Genomic DNA, 18,853 nt, shown 5'->3' with positions numbered 1-18,853 from the left:
TGCGCTAGTTCTGATCACTTACTTAATGTGATTGGTATAGGCTAAACGCCCAGTAGAGTGTTAATAGGTTAAATCAAGTTAGAAGAAATATTCTAAGCTTACACCCCAGTTGCGACCGGCTTGTGTTTCAAAGTCCGTTTTCTCAGTGTTGCCTCGCAAATCTTCATACAACCAGTACTTTTCGTCCATTACGTTAAATAGACCAGCACGCAGTGTCAGATCGTTAATTGGGCGGTAGTAAGCGGTGATATCAAGTAGGTTATAAGCTGGCGCTTCAACGTTATCTTCTTCTGTCCACTCGTCTTTACTTGCCACCATAGTGAAGTTAATTAAACCACCGAACATGTTGTTTTCGCTGTCATAACCTAAACCAATCACACCCGTTAGCGGTGCAACAGAATCCAGTTCACGACCAGTATTCACATCTTCACCATAGGCGTAAGCCACACTTAACTTAGTGTAAGTCCCCATTGGTCCAAGCACTGTACCAGAGGCTTCTGCACCATAGATTCGCGCTTCATCAATGTTAACTGAAGTGAAAATATCACGTCCGGTTGCAGGATCGGTACCCACTTTTTCGGTAGTGATGAAATCGTCGTATTCATTGTAGAAACCACTGACTTCATACTGATAAATATTGCCTTTACCACGGAAACCTAGCTCATAAGAAAGACTCTTTTCCGCTTTCAGATCTGGGTTACCATAGAAGATTGCGCCTTGGTTGTAGAAATAATATAGATCGTAAACCGTTGGCGCTTTAAAGCCTTGGCTCACTTGAACATAAGGACTGAATGCATCCGCAACGTGGTACACCGCGCCTACACGCCCAGTAAAGGCATCATCGGAGTTACTTGCATGAGTATCCGCGTAACCATCGTTTGCTTCAGGGTCGGTTTTAAACGAGTCATAACGAACGCCTGCTGTTAACACCAATTTTTCATCCATCAAGAAGGCTTGATCTTGGAAGAATACCCCCCATTGCTGAACCGTTGCATCCGGCAAACCTGTGCTACCCGGAGCTGAGCTTGGCGGAGCACCTGTACCACTTTGAATAAAGTGATCGGTATTCTCTAAACTAAAGTCGTTGTGTAAGAAACTCGCACCATAGGTCAACTCATGATAATGCGTATCTGCAACAATCACTTTATTAAACTGCATATCAAACTGGATAGAATCATCGCTTGCCACTCTTTGACGGTTGCGAATACGATCTTGGTAAATTGGAAAACCATTCGCCGTGTAATTTGTTGTATCGTAGTTGTCTGAGTTCGATTCAGAGAGTTGGTATGACACTGTCCATTTCAGATCATCAGCGATCACGCTATTCAGTGCCCATTCATGATCTAAACCAATACGAGTTCGAGTAGTGTTGTCTTTAGCACTGACGTCCGAATACTGGAAGCCAGGGAAAATTTCCCAACCCTCTTGAGAAAGCACGGTCTCATCGTAAGTTCGGTCAAAATACTCAAACGTCAAACCTACTCGATGCGCATCGTTCACTTGATAAAATGCTTTTACCAAACCGTTGTATAGCTCGGTATCAGCCGGATCCGCTGCCCCGCGATCTTCGCCATTAATATCAGCACCATCACCGTGCGTTTGATGCTCATTACCATCGGCATAAGTAAACATGGTTAATGTTTCCCACTTACCTTGACGCATTGCCCAGGTGGCGGTGTTTTTAAACTCATTATTAACCGATGAATAGCCAGATTTAATACCGAAACGATTTTCATCACCATCAGTGATTAATACATCATCCGGATTTTTGGTACGCATCAATACCACACCACCAATGGCATCTGAACCATACAGGCTAGACGACGAACCTTTACTTACTTCAATACCTGCTAAAGTGTCGGTTTCAATGGTGTTTGGGTATTTACGTTGTTGAGTCGAACCTGGATTGTATGAGAAAGGTTGCTGTACCGAATCCACCATCACTTTTACGCGGCTATTATCCATACCACGAATGTTGAAGTCTGAAACACCAAAGCGACCACTGCCTTGGGCTTGAACGCCTGGGGTATATTTCAGAGTATCTTTTAAATTATTGTTCATCTGCGAATCTAAGTCGTCGCGACTTACGGTTGCGACAGATGAAGAGACATCACTTTTATTTTGCTCTGTTTTTGTGGCTGAAACGACCACTTCATCAAAGGTAAAGGTTTCCTCAGCAAATACAGCTGAAGAGGCAACAATTGCACTGATGGCAACGGCTAAAGTTGTTTTTTTATACATGATTAGACCAAAAATCCATTTATAAAGTTGTAAAAGCCCTGCCGACTAAGAAGGCTCAAAGTCAGCATCAAGATTGGTTATAATTTTTTGCTCTCTATATGTGAGAGCTAGAGATTAGTTTTGTTCAGGTGTTAGCTCAGCCATGCTTTCTTTCTCATGCTGCACATGCCCTTCAGATAAGTGCAGAAAATCTACTAAATCATTACCTGATACATTGAATGCCTGCCCAAATCCTTTCACATAACGCCCATTACTTGGGGTGAGTTTATAGAGGTTAAAGTCGCCTAATTTGGCTAAATTTTGCGCCATTTCACCAAAACGTTGTTGCAATGCTTGCACCCCTTCAATCCCTTGTTGAGAACTTTTATCTAGATGCTCAGCAGTAGTATCAAATGTAAGGCGCTTTCTGGCGTGCACATTGTTGGCACAGGCTTCATCTTCTACCATCATGATCGACACATTCTTGTTCGATTTTAGATTCTTACCATGGGTGGCAAGATCGCTGACCAAAATGTAATAACCGGCATTGTTAAACGCAAAAGGCGCGTAGCTTACGTGCGGTAAGCCATCTTTGGTGATAGTGGCTAGCTGTAAACTCTTGCAAGTATCACGAAATTCTTGAACTTCAGGTCCTAAACGACCCTGTAGGCGCTCCTGCTTTATTTCTGCGCGACTCTTTTCACCTTGATCATGGGCACTCATTGTGCAAATTCCTTTTTAAGTTGAGCTAGTTTTTCTAATTGTTCAGGGAATAACTGACGTTTTTGGTCACGGCCCAAATAGACCTTGAACACGCACTCGCCAATCTTGTCAAAAAAGCCAATGTAGTGGCTTTCCATCTTATGAAATGGTTTTGAAACGACCGCAATATGTTTAACCAATTCCAGTTTCAAATGCCCATGTAATTCACCTTCACGACCCATTAGGTTGTAATAGCCGTGCGCCACCTTGCCTTTAGGGAAAGGCGCTTTGTATTCAAATATCGAACCACATGAATGCACGATAGTCGTTACTTTGCCCCATGCAGGCAAAGCTTCTAAAATAGCTTGTGCATGCTCACCGGAAATAGCGGTCATCATGCTAGAAGGCAGTACAAAAGAGATCTCACCTTCGGTTAAATCTAGCTGCGCCGACATTTCAGAGACAGGCACAGAGTCATCCTTCTCCATCAAAGTGGCAACAGCTTCTAAAACTTGTTGTTTGCTTAATTTGCTATACATTTCTATCCCCTAAAATCAATTATGCTGCTTGTGTTATTTTCTTGTTATGTGGTTGTGCTTGGTTGCTTGAGACAACCTGAATTAGATTTTGAGCTAGCGTGACAGACCAAAACTGCCCCGCTAAGGTCAACGATAAATAGCCACTACTAAGTTCAACTAAACCGTTCTTTTTCCACGCTTGGAAAAGGGGTTGTAGACGTTCGAACATTCCTTTTGGCAAGGCATTTGCGCTCAAAACACCACGATCAAATGCCGCTTTGATGATGCTTTCAATATGCGCGTTCGGTGAACGATGAAACGCCATTGCCGCGGCAAATTCATTCGCTTCGCCAGCGGCTATATATTTGTCCATATCACGATATTGCATTGAGCTAATACCATTTACTGTGCCACCAGCGCCTGCACCCAATGGCATCACTTGTGCAGACGTTTTTGCTAGGCTGTTATAAATTGAACGCTCGCGGTTGCCTGAACTCCAGTGATTGACACTCAAGCGTGTTTGATGGTGCTTCGCCATAAACTCAACACCCATTTGGAACATGCTCGCTTTGGTTTGTGTATTGGCGGGTTCTGGCAGTTTCCCTTGTGCGACTAAACGCCCCATCGGCAAGTTCTGCATCTCGATCAACTGATAAAGGTCGACCCCATTAGCACCACTTTCTAGGTAAAGTTCTAGATCATTGGCCCATGTATCTAAAGTTTGATGTGGTAATCCATACAACAGGTCAATCACAATCGGGGCGCTGTTGTAACTCACAAAATGCTGTAAACGTTCTAACACCTCATCGCCGTCATTAAGGCGTTTAGCGCTACGACGCACCTTAGTATCAAAACTTTGCACGCCAAAAGAGAAACGATTGATGCCACCTTCTAATGCCGATTCAAATTTCTGGTCGTCAAAACGATTAATGCGTCCTTCTAGGGTGAACTCGCAATCTGGAGTCAACGGGAAGTGACGACGAACCAACTGAGCCAACTCTTTAATTTGCTCTGCACTTAGATCAGTAGGCGTGCCACCGCCAATGTAAACCGCTTGGAATGGGTAATCTTGACTCCAAGGCATACTCGCCTTCCACAACAACTCTTTTTTAAGTGCGGCAAAATAGCGATCGATTAATTGGCTGCTAGAAGCGTATTGGAAAAAGTTGCAGTAGGTGCAGCGCACCCGACAAAAAGGAATATGGATATACAGACAGCGTGGCGTCTTTTCTCCTGAACCTGAGAAAGCGCTAGTTAATGTAGACTGCACCAAATCTGGGGATACCGGCTTAGCCACTCCTCCTGCGTGCGCACCTTTTTTCTTCTCAAAGGCAAATCGCAACGGATCAGGTGTATGCCTGCCTATGATATCTAAATTGTCCAATTCAAGATTCATATCTACTTCTTACTTTCCATATTCTAAATAACGATTTGGCGGATTATTGTCATACTTTTTAATGATAATAAATCTCATTCAACCTGAATCGTGACTAAGATCACGATCTTAAATCGAAATATAAATGATTATTGTTCTTATTACGGCCTTATGTATACTCGCATTAATTCAGGATTAATTTATGACAATTTTGACGACAGTGAAGAAGTATAGATATTTAATAGCAGGTGCTATTTCCCTTTTAATTCATGGTGTTGCACTTTCTTTTTCTTCACCAAAACCAGAGATCACCCTTGCCAATGATCTGCAAGGTCAAGCACTTAACATTCAATTTATCTCTGTAGCACAAGTTAAAAAAGAAGCCACTCGTCAAGAGACTGAAAACAAACCTGCGCCTATGGAAGAGGCTCCACAGGCAATAGAAAAACCACTGCCGCAAGAAGTAAACAAAGAAGTTCAACCGCCAAAACCTAAACCAGTAACTAAACCTAAGCCCGTAGAAAAGCCACAGAAAGTTGTACAGAAGAAACCTGAACAGAAAAAGATAACCCCAAAACCAGTTGTGCCTAAACCTGTTCAAAAGCCAGTTACTACAGCTAAAAAACCCATTGAGCCAGTTAAGCCTGAGCCAAAAGAAGTGGCCAAAGTTGCCCCAGCAAAAACAACACAAGTGGTGAAAGAAAACTTAGATGAAAAAGTAAAAATAGATGACGTCACTGTTACTGAAGCGACTGAAACTACAACGGCCAGTGAAAGCGCTAAACCAAAAATGATCCGCAAGCCAACTTTCTCTGCCAAACCAACAGCAGTGAATTATCCCAAACTGGCCCAGCGACGTGGCTGGCAAGGTAACACCTTGGTAGAGATTTGGATAAATGAAGAGGGCCAGCAAATGAAACAGCTGATTGTGCACTCTTCAGGTCATGAAATTTTAGACGTTGCGGCGGTTAAAGCCGTCACCAAATGGAAATTCCAACGTCGAAATGAACAAGGACAACGCATGGCGTATCGCGTGCAAGTGCCAATTAATTTTAAACTTAACTAGATTTAACACGAGCTCACTATGAACACCTTGATTACGCTTCACAGCCAATTAGGAATGATGACCATACCACTGACCGTTTTGTCAGCTCTCACGCTTATGCTCATCATCGAACGCACTTTTTATATGCTGCTTAATGGCAGAACTCACACCACACAAATATTATCCAAAGTGCACCGCATTGATTTTTCAAATTCTGAGCAAGTTGAAAAGTTCATTGAACGCGATCTGCAAGGTAAAACTATTATGTTTCAAGCCATGCGCATGTTGCTTGGTCATCGCTCTTTTACTAAAGATCTCCGAGAAGAAGCCGTTAGCATCTGGTTGTTTAAAAAGCGTCAGCAATATAAATCAGGCATACGTACCCTTTCTATCATAGGAGTCATCAGCCCTTTGATTGGTTTGCTTGGCACGGTATTGGGCCTAATTGAAATGTTTAAAGGCTTAGCACTGACCTCAGGATCGATTTCTCCATCAGTTTTGGCTGATGGCTTAGGCTTGGCAATGTCTACCACTGCGGTCGGGCTATTAATTGCTTTGCCTGCCATTACCGGCGCACAACTGCTTAGCATGTGGATAGAAAAAACCTTAGCGACTATCGAATACACCTTAAATCACAGTAACTTACACATTGAAGGTATCTCTATTGAGTGTCCTGATAATGCAAAGTCATGTGAAGAGGTCGTTGCATGATCAAGTCTCAGTCTTCTCTGTTTGATGAAGAATTTAAACCCGATTTGACTCCCCTACTCGATATTATTTTTATCGTGATGGTGTTTCTTTTATTAACCGCCAATATCACCATTAAAACAATGGAGGTGGCCATTCCTCAAACAGAAGATGCACAAGTACTCAGTGACCAAAATAAAACGGTGATTACCGTGAATATTTTAACCTCTGAGCCCAAGTGGGCCATTGATGGTGAAAGCTTTGCCAATTGGAATGCTTTTACCCGTACCTTATTAGAAAAAGTGACAATGTCACCAGAAAGAGATTTGATTATCTCGCCCGATAAATCTGCCGATGTGGAGTCGATGCTAAAACTGCTCGCTTGGCTACAAACCAACAATATTGATGCGACAAACATTGTCATGGAAGAGAGTACCCAATGAAACAAACACTTTTATTCATCACCCTAGCGTTTTTCTCCTCGTTTACTTTAGCTAATACGCAAAGTGAACCTAACAGAATCATCAGCGTGGGCTCTAGCGTTACCGAGCTTTTGTATGCTCTAGATGCTAAAGATCAATTGGTAGCGATTGATATCACCAGTAAGCATTTTGATCCTACTGGCGAGTTGCCGCAGGTGGGTTACCATCGCCAACTGTCAGCAGAAGGGTTAATGGCGCAAAATCCAACGCATATTATCGGCTCTAACGAAATGGGCCCTGACACAGCTCTGGCCTTACTAAAATCTGCAGGCATAAAGGTAATTACTGTCCCTGCGGGCAACAGTGAAGCTGATCTAGATGCACGTATTGATACGGTAGCCAGTGTCACAGGCAAAGAAGAACAAGCCATTGAACTTAAAGATAAACTTCACAATCAAATGGAAAATCTAGCCAAGCTTGATCCTAAACATCACCCTAAAGCTATTTTTGCTATGTTAAGTGAAGGTCGCCCTGCCACTATTGCTGGCTCAGAAACGACTATAGACAAAGTCATTCAACTTGCTGGTGGTAAAAACCCTGCAAATCAAGACTTTAACTCTTATAAATCCATGTCTTTTGAAGCCATTATCAATATCCAACCCGATTACATTTTAGTGCCACAACGCACCTGGGATGCCATGGGCGGGCAGCAAGGTATTCTGCATAAATTCCCTCTGCTAGCAGCCACTTCAGCGGCTTCCAACAACCAAATCATTCCAGTACCGGGCAGCGCTCTTATTGGCGGATTTGGTATTGAAAGCATTGAGTTAAGCCAAACTCTTTATCAAACCTTCCAGCGCGACTAATTATGAACTTTGCACCCTCGATTAAACTATCAACGCCAACCTTACTCAGTATTGCGCTGATTTGTGTTTGCTTCACTAGCGTGCTTTCCATCAGTGTTGGGCCGATGGAGATCAGCTTTAGTCAAAGCATGAGAGCCTTAGCCTCCAATGTTAAGTTTTTGGATCTGCATGATGGGGCACTGCCTGCGCATATTCATATGATAGTGCAGCAAGTGCGCTTGCCTCGAACCCTACTGGCCATCGCCATAGGCGGCATATTGGCGATTTGTGGCGCGGTAATGCAAGGACTATTTAGAAACCCTCTTGCCGATCCTGGCATTATTGGCGTTTCAGCAGGCGCGGCATTAGGTGCGGCGCTAGCGATTGTGGTCTTCGGCTCATTGGCGCAAAGCTATCCGCAGCTATTAATGTTTGGCACTGTGCCCATGTTCTCGTTTTTAGGTGGCGCAATCACCACTTTATTAGTCTATCAACTTGGCACCTCCCCCACGGGAACCTCAGTCACTATGATGCTACTTGCCGGGGTGGCCATTGGCGCACTTTCGGGGGCTATGTTGGGGCTTTTAAACTACTTTGCCGATGATCAAGCCCTTAGAGACTTGTCTCTTTGGACCATGGGTTCGCTCGCGGGGGCCAATTTCTCGGGCGTAATATTTGCCTTTAGTGTGCTCGTTATTCTAGGCCTTTTATTTTACCGAGACGCCGAGAATTTAAATGCATTATTGTTAGGCGAAGCTGAGGCGAATCATCTGGGCATTAACGTACAAAAACTGAAAGGTCGATTGATTCTACTTACCGCCGCCGGCGTTGGGGTAACGGTTTCTCTGGCGGGAATGATAGGTTTTATCGGCCTAATCGTGCCGCATATTGGGCGCATGATTTCAGGCCCTAATCACAAAACCTTGTTGCCTCTGGCTATGGTATTGGGCGCACTGCTGCTGCTTATCTCTGATATGTTGTCACGCATTTTAATTGCTCCCTTAGAAATCCCGGTGGGAATCATTACCGCAGTATTAGGTGCCCCTTTCTTTATTTGGTTACTTATCTCGCAAAAAGGACGAATTTAATGCGCATTCCAGTAGTAAAATGCTCCGATATTTCAGTAAATATCGGTAAAAAGTCCATTTTAGATAAGGTCAATATCGAATTTCATTCTCATGAATTCACCGTATTACTTGGCCCGAATGGCACAGGAAAAAGCACTTTATTAAAAACACTCAGCAATGAAATGCCCTACTCAGGTGAGCACCTGATCATGGGTAAACCTTTGTGTGATTGGGATAAAAAAGTGCTGGCTAAGCAGTTCGGAATACTGCCTCAATCAAGCTCACTAACCTTTAATTTTACCGCGCAAGAAGTGGTTGAATTAGGCGGGTTAACCTTATCGGGCGGGCAAAAGAACATCACTCGCGTAGCAAAAACAAAAATGGAAGAAACAGGGATATTACACCTAGCCCAGCGCCTGTATCCTAGCCTGTCTGGCGGCGAAAAACAGCGCGTGCATTTGGCGCGTGTGCTGACTCAACTAGACTCCATTGAGCACAGCAAAATACTGTTTTTGGATGAACCCACCTCGGCGCTGGATTTAAGCCACCAGCACAACACTTTGCAACTTACCCAGCAACAAGCTAAACAAGGTGCTTGTGTGGTCGCCGTACTGCACGACCTAAACCTTGCCGCGCAATACGCCGATAGAATTGTCGTCCTCAACCAAGGCAACATAGTTGCCGACGGCACGCCGTGGGAAGTGCTGACCTCTGAAACCATTAAAGAGGTGTATAGTTGGCAAACACAAGTTATGCCGCACCCTACTCAGCAGCATCCAGTCATATTATCGGCTCACTAGACATTCATTTCTCTACATCTAGAGACCGTTCAGTCCATAAAACCAGTGATCCATTTCGTTAACCTTTCCTTAAGCAATAGGTAGGAATCACGGACAAGATCACCTTGTTGCTCCTTATAGCAGGAGCAACAAAACAAAAGCATAGCTTTTATCAACCAAACACTTAAAGCAAGCGGCGTCGTAAACCCGTTCGCTCCAAGATGCGTGTCGAAATTTCTTCAACCGATAGTGAAGAGGTGTTGATGTAAGGTATCGCTTCTCGGCGGAACATCGCCTCTACCGTTTGTAACTCATACAAACATTGTGAGTCACTGGCGTATTCACTGCCTGCTAAGCGGTTCTCTCGAATCTCCATCAATCTTTCTGCTTCAATCGTTAACCCAAACAGTTTGTGTCGGTAGATTTCAAATTCTGGCAACAGCTTTAAGCGCGCTAGGTCATCATGGATAAATGGGTAGTTTGCTACGCGTAAACCAAATTGCATCGCCATATACAAACTAGTTGGTGTTTTGCCACTTCGAGAAACACCCAATAAGATGATGTCGGCTTCTTCCAACCCTTTTAGCGTGATGCCATCATCGTGTGCGAGCGTATACTCTATCGCAGCAATACGATCGAAATACTTAACTGAATCCTTATTTACACTGTGTGAGCGCTGCAATTTAGGAACAGGAGCCATCTGAATGTCATCTTGTACTTTCTGCACTATGCTCTCTAACACGTCATAACAGTGCGCGGGCGCTCCGAGCAGCTTGGCCTTGATATCCGGTATCACAATCGAAAAGAACACCAGCGGTTTTAACCCAGTATCACGATACGAAACTTCAATCTCTTTTAATAAATCAGAAAGTTTGTCTTCACTTTCCACAAACGGAAAGGTTTTTGCATTGGCTTTGAATGGAAATTGACCTAGAACAACACGCCCTAAAGTCTCACATGTTATAGCCGTTCCATCAGAAACATAGAATACGTCACGATTTTGAATATCAATTTGCATTTTTTATTTAATGTTTAAAATTATTTTGAGTAGGATGGTCTCCATAATATAGATAATAAAACCCTGCTGACTATTACCTCCCCCACAGCTTTAAAAAATAATTTACATTTTTTTAAACTGCTACGTAATCGTTTGCTTTTAAATCCCTACAATGCTTGCTATGTTTCTGGAGAAATAAATGCAAAATAATACTTTATGGTTCAATGGCCTATCCATGGAAGATGTCGACAAAGTCGGCGGTAAGAACGCTTCACTGGGCGAGATGGTTTCTAACCTGTCCAATGCTGGTGTTTCTGTTCCTAATGGTTTTGCTACCACTTCGTATGCGTTTAACGACTTTCTTGACTACAAAGGTCTCGATGAGCGCATTCATCAACTACTTGATGAACTTGATGTTGAAGACGTCGACGCACTGCGTAAGACAGGTGCAACGATTCGACAATGGGTTCTAGACGCACCTTTCCCAGAATCACTAGAGCAAGATATCCGTGATAACTACCGCGAACTAATTGAAGACAACGAAGAATTGTCTGTAGCGGTGCGCTCATCGGCAACCGCAGAAGATCTTCCAGATGCTTCATTCGCAGGTCAGCAAGAGACCTTCCTTAACGTGAAAGGTATCGATGCGGTACTCGAAGCAACCAAGCACGTTTACGCATCACTGTTTAACGACCGCGCTATCTCTTACCGCGTACACCAAGGCTTTGACCACCGTGGCATTTCACTGTCTGCGGGTATTCAACGCATGGTTCGTTCAGACAAAGCCTCTTCAGGCGTGATGTTTACGCTGGATACTGAGTCTGGCTTCGACCAAGTGGTATTCATCACCTCTTCTTGGGGTCTCGGCGAAATGGTTGTACAGGGCGCAGTGAACCCAGATGAATTTTACGTTCATAAGCCAATGTTAGAAGCGGGTCACGACCCAATCGTTAAGAAGACGTTTGGTTCTAAGCTGATCAAGATGATCTACTCAACCAACCAAGAGATCGGCAAGCAAGTTGATATCATCGATACCGACACGCAAGAGCGTAACGAGTTTTCACTGAACGATGAAGAGATCAAAGAACTGGCCAAACAAGCGATGATCATCGAGAAGCACTACCAACGTCCGATGGACATTGAGTGGGCTAAAGACGGCATCGACGGTAAGTTATACATTGTTCAAGCACGTCCTGAAACGGTATGTTCTCAAAGCGATCAAAACGTTATTGAGCGTTACGAGCTAAACAACAAGGCCGATGTCTTAGTTGAAGGCCGTGCTATCGGTCAACGTATCGGCTCAGGCCCTGTTCGTTTGGTTGACTCTCTAGACCAAATGTCACTGGTCCAAGAAGGTGACGTACTGGTCACAGACATGACAGACCCAGATTGGGAACCTGTGATGAAGAAAGCGTCTGCGATTGTCACTAACCGTGGCGGCCGTACTTGTCACGCTGCAATCATTGCTCGTGAGCTTGGTATCCCTGCGATTGTTGGTTGTGGTACCGCAACAAGCAGCCTAAACATTGGCGATACCGTAACAGTGTCATGCTCAGAAGGTGAAACAGGCTACGTTTACAACGGTGAACTCGACTTTGAAATCAAACGTTCTGAGGTTGATGAGCTACCAATGCTACCCGCTAAGGTAATGATGAACGTAGGTAACCCAGATCGTGCTTTCGATTTCGCACAAATCCCCAACGAAGGTGTTGGCCTAGCTCGCCTTGAATTCATCATCAACAAGATGATCGGTATTCACCCGAAAGCCCTATTGAACTTCGATGCACAAACTGACGAGCTAAAAGCAGAAATCAGCGAACGTATTCGCGGCTACAAAGATCCAATCGATTTCTACGTAAGCAAACTGACAGAAGGCATCGCGACTATCGCATCTGCGTTCTGGCCTAAGCGTGTAATCGTACGTATGTCTGACTTTAAGTCAAACGAGTACAGCAACCTAGTCGGCGGTAAAACGTTTGAACCGCATGAAGAGAACCCAATGCTGGGCTTTCGTGGCGCATCTCGTTACATCTCACCGGTATTCGAAGACTGCTTCGAGCTAGAAACTCAAGCGATCAAACGCGTTCGCAACGAAATGGGTCTTAAGAACGTTGAAATCATGATTCCATTCGTTCGTACTCCAAGCGAAGCGGCATCGGTTATTGACATTCTGGCTAAGTTTGATCTTCGCCGTGGCGAGCAAGGTCTAAAAGTTATCATGATGTGTGAGCTACCATCGAATGCAATCTTGGCTGACGAGTTCTTGAAGTACTTCGATGGCTTCTCTATCGGTTCAAACGACATGACACAACTGACTCTTGGCCTAGACCGAGATTCAGGTGATGTGGCACACCTATTCGATGAGCGTGACCCTGCTGTAAAAGCGATGCTGAAAATGGCTATCGATGCAGCAACCAAAGCAGGTAAATACGTGGGCATTTGTGGCCAAGGCCCATCTGATCATGACGACCTAGCAGAGTGGTTAATGGAACAAGGCATCAGCTCTGTTTCACTAAACCCGGATACGGTTATCGATACATGGTTGAAGCTTGGTAACGTCATAAATAAGTAGATAAATAAGAACGCTTCATGCAATACCTAACAAAGCCCTGCTTCAACAAGAAGCAGGGCTTTGCATTCACAAACACTCCGATTTATAGACTAATTATGCAAAACTGATGCTGTTTTCTATTTAGTTAACCGCCTTCACTAAAGGCAGCACTCGGAAACCATCGCGCATCTTTTGGCTTGGCATATAATGACGGAACGCTAGGTTAAATACGCCAGAGTCGTTCTTAGTCGCAATATTGTTTGGCGCATCATCACCACAACCAAAGCTCACGGTATAAGTACCATCAGCATTTTTAGTCGCCGTATTCGAGCTGACATTTGCCACATCGTTAAACATAAAGCCCTGTTTGTTATATACAGTTACTGACCAAAAAGCCTGATTTTCTGGGTCTTCAAAAGTCGCTTGGTGACAAGTATCTGCTGGGAAGTTACCTGATACTTCATAAATATTGTCTTGCAGTTGCGCCCCGCCCCAACCGATTGCCGCACCTACCGCATACTTCTCTTCTGTAAATAGCTCTTTGGATTCATCTTGCGGATCAGTAAACATACCTGCGGTTGCCTGAGCACCATCTCGTTTCAATATGATTGGCATCTCCGCTTTCAGCTCTTTTTCTACCTTTTCAAAAGGGCCTTTTTGTACTTGTGGCGCTTTAAATTCTGCGCTCGCTTTTGCGTCAATGGTCATTTTATCTTGAATCGCATGCACTTCATCTTCGGTAAATGTCGCATCGGTACGAACAATCACATACACATGGTCGCCAGCATGAGTAGAAAGATCAAAAGTACCCGAACCGTATTGCATTGCCTGAATGCGGTGATCTTCTGTAATCACTTCCATAGACATGTATTTGCCTTCTGGAATTTGTGGAAGCGTAATCGTTGCCCCCTGTGAAACGTTAACAACAGCCATCGAATAGAATGTATCTCGGTTCATGCGTACTACGGGCTGTTGATCGGTCGGAGTGAGAACGCGCTTATGTTCAAAGTTATTCACGCCCACCTTTTCTTGAACTTTCAGATACTGTCGCGCCGTTTCGTAGATTGCATACAATCCAAACCTCATAGTGACGCTTTTAATTGGCAGCTCAATCCTTAAGCCAAACCTGACTCTTAAATAGGCAGATTAAACACAATATAACCGAGCACCTGCGAGCTCGGTTATTTTTTACAACCAAGACTCTACAGAGCGAATGTTATCAAAACTTCAATATATTCACTTTAGTTATAAGTATGTTCTTTTTATGCTTTAAGAGGGTGGGTATTTAAAAGATTATTCCTACGACAATAAATTGAACTTAAGTTATTGATAAACATAAACATTGTCAGTAAATCCACATCAGATAATTTTCCCTTAGTCCTTCTCTGCCTATCTTAGATAGCTTAGTTATGAGCCAAAGCTATCGATTGTTGTTAGCTTGCTATCACATCTTAATAACAGGGATAGACATCTATTATGGATACCGCTCGACTTACCCACTTAAAAGCCCTTGAAGCTGAATCAATTCAGATCATCCGCGAGGTGACTGCTGAGTTTGAAAACCCAGTAATGCTTTACTCTATTGGTAAAGATTCTTCTGTATTACTTCATCTTGCACGAAAAGCCTTTTATCCAGCTCGAGTGCCATTCCCGCTTTTACATGTCGATACCAACTGGAAATTCAAGCAGATGATTGAATTTCGTGATGAGCTCGCAGAAAAGTATGAGCTTGATCTGATTGTGCATAAAAACCAACGTGGTTTGGATATGGACATTAGCCCTTTCACTCATGGCAGTGCAAAGCACACTGACATCATGAAAACAGAAGGTTTAAAGCAAGCACTTAATGAACATGGCTTTGACGCCGCTTTTGGTGGTGCCCGTCGTGATGAAGAGAAATCTCGCGCTAAAGAGCGTGTCTATTCTTTCCGAGATCAAAATCATCGTTGGGACCCTAAAAACCAACGTCCTGAACTTTGGCAAATCTATAACGCTCGCGTAGATAAAGGCGAAAGCATCCGTGTATTCCCACTATCAAACTGGACTGAACTGGATATCTGGCAATACATCTACTTAGAAAACATCGACATGGTTCCGCTGTATTTTGCTAAAGAGCGTCCTGTAGTGGAACGTGACGGCACACTGATCATGGTTGATGACGAACGTATGCCTTTAGAGCCGGGCGAAACTCCGCAAATGAAAAAAGTCCGTTTCCGTACCTTAGGCTGTTACCCGCTTACTGGTGCTATCGAATCAAAAGCTGAAACACTTCCTGAAATTATCCAAGAAATGTTGCTCACAGCGACTTCCGAACGACAAGGGCGCGTGATTGATAACGACTCCTCCGGTTCGATGGAGAAGAAGAAGATGGAAGGCTATTTCTAAGCCCCATTCGATAACTCGTTACCCAGATATATAGGGTAAGCCAACGACATAGCGTAAGCCAAAAACGGAAATATTTGACAAGGATTACCGATGAACACAATTTCAAATCTACTTTCATACGATGTGGAAGAGTACCTAAAACAACACGAAAACAAAGATCTGTTGCGCTTTATCACCTGTGGCAGTGTCGATGATGGTAAATCAACCTTGATCGGTCGCTTGCTGTACGACAATCAGCTGATTTTTGAAGACCAGTTATCTGCGATTCAAAAAGACTCAAAAAAATACAACACCACCGACCAAGAATTCGATTTAGCCTTACTGGTTGATGGTTTGCAGTCTGAACGTGAGCAAGGCATCACCATTGATGTGGCGTACCGTTACTTCACCACAGACCAGCGTAAATTCATCATTGCGGATACTCCCGGACACGAGCAGTACACGCGCAACATGGCAACTGGCGCTTCAACCTCTGATTTAGCGATTATCCTAATTGATGCACGTCACGGCGTACAAACTCAAACTCGCCGTCACTCATTCATTTGTTCACTGCTGGGCATTAAACACGCCATTATTGCAGTAAACAAAATGGATACCGTTGAATACAGCCAGCAACGTTATAAAGAGATCAAAAAGGAATATCGTGAGTTTGCCAAGGCGCTGAATTTTGACAGCATCCAGTTTGTGCCGGTCTCTGCACTGCATGGCGATAACGTGGTATTCCCAAGTAAAAATATGGGTTGGTACCCAGGTTCTACCTTGATGCGTCTACTCAACTCTGCGCAAACCAACAAAGGCAAAATAGAAGGCGAATTCCGCTTCCCTGTGCAATACGTTAACCGCCCTAACCTCGATTTCCGTGGTTTTTGTGGCACGGTAGTGTCCGGTGAGATTCGTGTAGGCGATCGCATTCAAGTATTGCCATCGGGCAAAGAAAGCAAAGTGAAGTCGATTGTTACCTTTGATGGCGACCTGACATCTTCATTTGCAGGGCAAGCCATTACCCTAACCCTAGAAGATGAAGTAGATATCAGCCGCGGCGACGTACTAGTGCGCCCTGATCAACAGCCTCATCACAGTAATGCGCTGGATTGTAATATCGTTTGGATGAACGAAGATGCGCTGCAGTTAAATCGCGAATATCTGATCAAGATCGGTACTAAAACCGTGACGGGGCAAGTATCAAAAATTGCTCACCGTGTTGACGTAAACAGCATGCAAAAACTGCCGGCGACTCAGCTAAATCTGAATGAGATTGGTCAGTGTCACTTAGACTTTAACGAAAAAGTGATTTTTGATTCTTACGACAATAACCGTATTACGGGCGCGTTCATCATCATTGACCGCTTTACCAACGCAACGGTTGGTGCGGGTATGGTGCAAGGCGCATTAGAGAATCAACAAAAAGCCACTCATGCCTATTCTGAGTTTGAGCTTGAGCTAAACCAGTTAGTTCGTAAGCACTTCCCGCATTGGGATGCAAAAGACCTACTCGGTAAGGCATAACCAATGAGCACGAGCCTTCAAAGCGGCGTTGTATTGCTGGTTTTTGTAACCACAATTGTTGCTTTAATTCGTTTTCAGAAACACCCGGCACGGGTGTTTGGTCTGGCATTATTGACCTTGTTTTCATTGAATCTTGTCACCAATGAACAAGTCATTAATGCTGGCTCCAATGAAGGGTTATTAACCCTGATTCTGCTAATGCTGTGCTCTATTGCTCTGGAAAAAACGCGCGTATTACGAATTATGGCACAGTTCGTAATACGCCCAAGCTATGGCGAGACATTCGCTCGCCTATTTGGCTTTACTGTTGTTTTCTCAGCGTTTCTCAATAACACAGCCGTAGTTTCAAGCCTATTATCGCCAATACGCAACAACCCTCATCACAGCGCGACTAAGCTGTTATTACCTCTTTCTTACGCCGCCATATTAGGCGGAACATTGACCTTAATTGGCACCTCCACCAATTTGATCGTCAATAGTTTATTACTCGATACCGATTTACCCCCGCTCTCTTTCTTTGACTTCACTGCGGTCGGGTTATGTGTGGTGGTCGCTTGTGGCTTAATGCTCACGCTATTACTGCGCTTTTTACCCAACAATGAAACCGATACCCCAGTTAGCGACAGCTATTTTATTGAAGCGAGCGTCTCTAATGGTTCAAGCTTAATTGGCAAAGACATCAATCAAAATGGTCTGCGTCATATGGAGTCTTTGTTTTTAATTGAGATGGAGCGACAAGGCAGCATTATCAGCCCAGTCTCCCCTACCGAAGTACTAGAAGCGAACGATCGTCTGTTTTTTAACGGCGATGTATCCAAAGTCTCGCAGTTGACCCATTACAATGGGCTGGAAATTTTTGCCGAAAAAGAAGGATTGGCTTCAAAAAGCTTCGTTGAGGCTATCTTATTACCACAAAGTAACCTGGTGAACCGCTCTCTTAAAGAGTGCAATTTCCGCCAACAATTTAACGCAGGCGTGGTCGCAATTAAGCGCAACGGCGTGCGATTATCCGGCAAGTTAGGTGAAGTAAAACTAAAAGCGGGAGACTATCTGGTGCTTACCGCCGGTGAGCCACCTTCGCTTGCCCCCGCTTTTGAAAAACACTTTATTTTGCTTAGCGATATTGAAGTGGAAAATAAACTTAAAGGGCTGGGCGAAAAAGCCACCCTATGTAGCTTTGCGATTGCACTGCTGTGCGCATCAATCGGCATTGTCTCTTTATTCAAAGCCATGTTGCTACTGTTTGGCGCTCTATTATGCTTTGGCGTGCTCACTTTAAATGATGTCACTCAGCGCTTTCCGTATCATATTTGGCTTATCATCACCTCAGCGATTGTGATGTCATTTGCGATACAAAACAGTGGCTTATTTCAGTATTTAGACACCATATTGGTCAGTAATAACCTGACATTAAGCCCGCATGTGGCGTTAATTATTGTGTTTATTTCAACGCTGCTACTGACTGAATTGGTGACTAACAATGCCGCGGCGGCGGTGACCTTCCCTATCGCTTATTCGCTGGCGCTGAGCTTAAATGCCAACCCGATTGCGTTTGTTATGGCGGTGGCCTTTGGCGCCAGTGCTAGCTTTATTAGCCCGTATGGATACCAAACCAACTTAATGGTGTTTAACGCAGGTCAATATAAGCTCTCAGATTTTGTAAAAATAGGCGCGCCAATCAGCATTATTTACAGCTTTACCGCTATTTTCGCTATCGAACATTTTTTTGGCTTGTAAGATGGTTCTTGCGAACC

The 18,853-nt window shown here is 44.0% G+C and carries 16 protein-coding genes; 10 read left to right on the top strand and 6 right to left on the bottom strand.

Translation table 11 applies throughout. From position 1 onward, the window contains the following. Positions 1-78 precede the first annotated feature (78 nt). The 4 genes from VHA01S_RS03600 to hutW all read right to left on the bottom strand — a co-directional run bounded on the left by VHA01S_RS03600 (position 79) and on the right by hutW (position 4,836). Positions 79-2,241: a TonB-dependent hemoglobin/transferrin/lactoferrin family receptor gene (locus tag VHA01S_RS03600; protein WP_023402986.1), complete on the bottom strand. Its 2,163-nt coding sequence runs from the start codon at positions 2,239-2,241 to the stop codon at positions 79-81. A 114-nt stretch (positions 2,242-2,355) separates the two neighbouring features. Continuing rightward, positions 2,356-2,943, bottom strand: a complete 588-nt coding sequence (hutZ, locus tag VHA01S_RS03595) for a heme utilization protein HutZ (protein ID WP_023402985.1) — start codon at positions 2,941-2,943, stop codon at positions 2,356-2,358. Next, positions 2,940-3,461, bottom strand: a complete 522-nt coding sequence (gene hutX / locus VHA01S_RS03590; RefSeq protein WP_023402984.1) for a heme utilization cystosolic carrier protein HutX — start codon at positions 3,459-3,461, stop codon at positions 2,940-2,942. The genes hutZ and hutX overlap by 4 nt, the downstream gene beginning before the upstream one ends. Before the next feature lie 19 nt (positions 3,462-3,480). Continuing rightward, positions 3,481-4,836 carry a heme anaerobic degradation radical SAM methyltransferase ChuW/HutW gene (gene hutW, locus VHA01S_RS03585; RefSeq protein ID WP_023402983.1) on the bottom strand — a complete coding sequence of 452 codons (1,356 nt, stop codon included), beginning with the start codon at positions 4,834-4,836 and terminating at the stop codon, positions 3,481-3,483. A 181-nt stretch (positions 4,837-5,017) separates the two neighbouring features. Here hutW and VHA01S_RS03580 point away from each other — a divergent pair, with 181 nt between their 5' ends. From VHA01S_RS03580 to VHA01S_RS03555, 6 genes are read left to right on the top strand one after another with little or no spacing between them, the layout of a single operon-like run. Continuing rightward, complete coding sequence (locus VHA01S_RS03580) at positions 5,018-5,881, top strand: energy transducer TonB (protein WP_023402982.1); 864 nt, start codon at positions 5,018-5,020, stop codon at positions 5,879-5,881. A gap of 18 nt (positions 5,882-5,899) precedes the next feature. Next, on the top strand, positions 5,900-6,571 hold the full coding sequence (locus tag VHA01S_RS03575) for a MotA/TolQ/ExbB proton channel family protein (protein ID WP_023402981.1): 672 nt from the start codon (positions 5,900-5,902) through the stop codon (positions 6,569-6,571). Next, positions 6,568-6,990, top strand: a complete 423-nt coding sequence (locus VHA01S_RS03570; protein WP_023402980.1) for an ExbD/TolR family protein — start codon at positions 6,568-6,570, stop codon at positions 6,988-6,990. Before VHA01S_RS03575 ends, VHA01S_RS03570 begins: the two co-directional genes overlap by 4 nt. Then, positions 6,987-7,835, top strand: coding sequence for a heme/hemin ABC transporter substrate-binding protein (locus tag VHA01S_RS03565; RefSeq protein ID WP_023402979.1), 849 nt, complete (start codon positions 6,987-6,989; stop codon positions 7,833-7,835). Before VHA01S_RS03570 ends, VHA01S_RS03565 begins: the two co-directional genes overlap by 4 nt. A 2-nt stretch (positions 7,836-7,837) precedes the next feature. Then, entirely contained in the window at positions 7,838-8,902 is a 1,065-nt protein-coding gene (locus VHA01S_RS03560; RefSeq protein WP_023402978.1) for a FecCD family ABC transporter permease, read from the top strand. Next, positions 8,902-9,681: a heme ABC transporter ATP-binding protein gene (locus tag VHA01S_RS03555; protein WP_023402977.1), complete on the top strand. Its 780-nt coding sequence runs from the start codon at positions 8,902-8,904 to the stop codon at positions 9,679-9,681. The genes VHA01S_RS03560 and VHA01S_RS03555 overlap by 1 nt, the downstream gene beginning before the upstream one ends. A 163-nt stretch (positions 9,682-9,844) precedes the next feature. On the opposite strand, the gene ppsR is transcribed toward VHA01S_RS03555, so the two are convergent. After that, a complete protein-coding gene (gene ppsR, locus VHA01S_RS03550; RefSeq protein ID WP_023402976.1) occupies positions 9,845-10,678 on the bottom strand; it encodes a posphoenolpyruvate synthetase regulatory kinase/phosphorylase PpsR in 834 nt (277 codons plus the stop codon). Positions 10,679-10,856: 178 nt separating this feature from the next. Here ppsR and ppsA point away from each other — a divergent pair, with 178 nt between their 5' ends. After that, positions 10,857-13,229, top strand: coding sequence for a phosphoenolpyruvate synthase (ppsA, locus tag VHA01S_RS03545; protein ID WP_023402975.1), 2,373 nt, complete (start codon positions 10,857-10,859; stop codon positions 13,227-13,229). 120 nt (positions 13,230-13,349) lie between these two features. On the opposite strand, the gene VHA01S_RS03540 is transcribed toward ppsA, so the two are convergent. Then, entirely contained in the window at positions 13,350-14,294 is a 945-nt protein-coding gene (locus VHA01S_RS03540) for a DUF1254 domain-containing protein (protein ID WP_084309046.1), read from the bottom strand. A gap of 390 nt (positions 14,295-14,684) precedes the next feature. Between VHA01S_RS03540 and cysD the strand changes: the two genes are divergently transcribed. The 3 genes from cysD (at position 14,685) to VHA01S_RS03525 (ending at position 18,836) form a co-directional block, all read left to right on the top strand. Beyond that, entirely contained in the window at positions 14,685-15,593 is a 909-nt protein-coding gene (cysD, locus tag VHA01S_RS03535; RefSeq protein ID WP_021713596.1) for a sulfate adenylyltransferase subunit CysD, read from the top strand. Positions 15,594-15,683: 90 nt separating this feature from the next. Beyond that, positions 15,684-17,099: a sulfate adenylyltransferase subunit CysN gene (cysN, locus tag VHA01S_RS03530; RefSeq protein ID WP_023402973.1), complete on the top strand. Its 1,416-nt coding sequence runs from the start codon at positions 15,684-15,686 to the stop codon at positions 17,097-17,099. Positions 17,100-17,102: 3 nt separating this feature from the next. After that, entirely contained in the window at positions 17,103-18,836 is a 1,734-nt protein-coding gene (locus VHA01S_RS03525; RefSeq protein WP_023402972.1) for an SLC13 family permease, read from the top strand. Positions 18,837-18,853: the final 17 nt, after the last annotated feature.

The organism is Vibrio halioticoli NBRC 102217 (assembly GCF_000496695.1).
Lineage (GTDB): Bacteria > Pseudomonadota > Gammaproteobacteria > Enterobacterales > Vibrionaceae > Vibrio > Vibrio halioticoli.
Note: the sequence above shows the minus strand (reverse complement) of the source record. Positions and strands in the feature narration are given on the sequence as shown.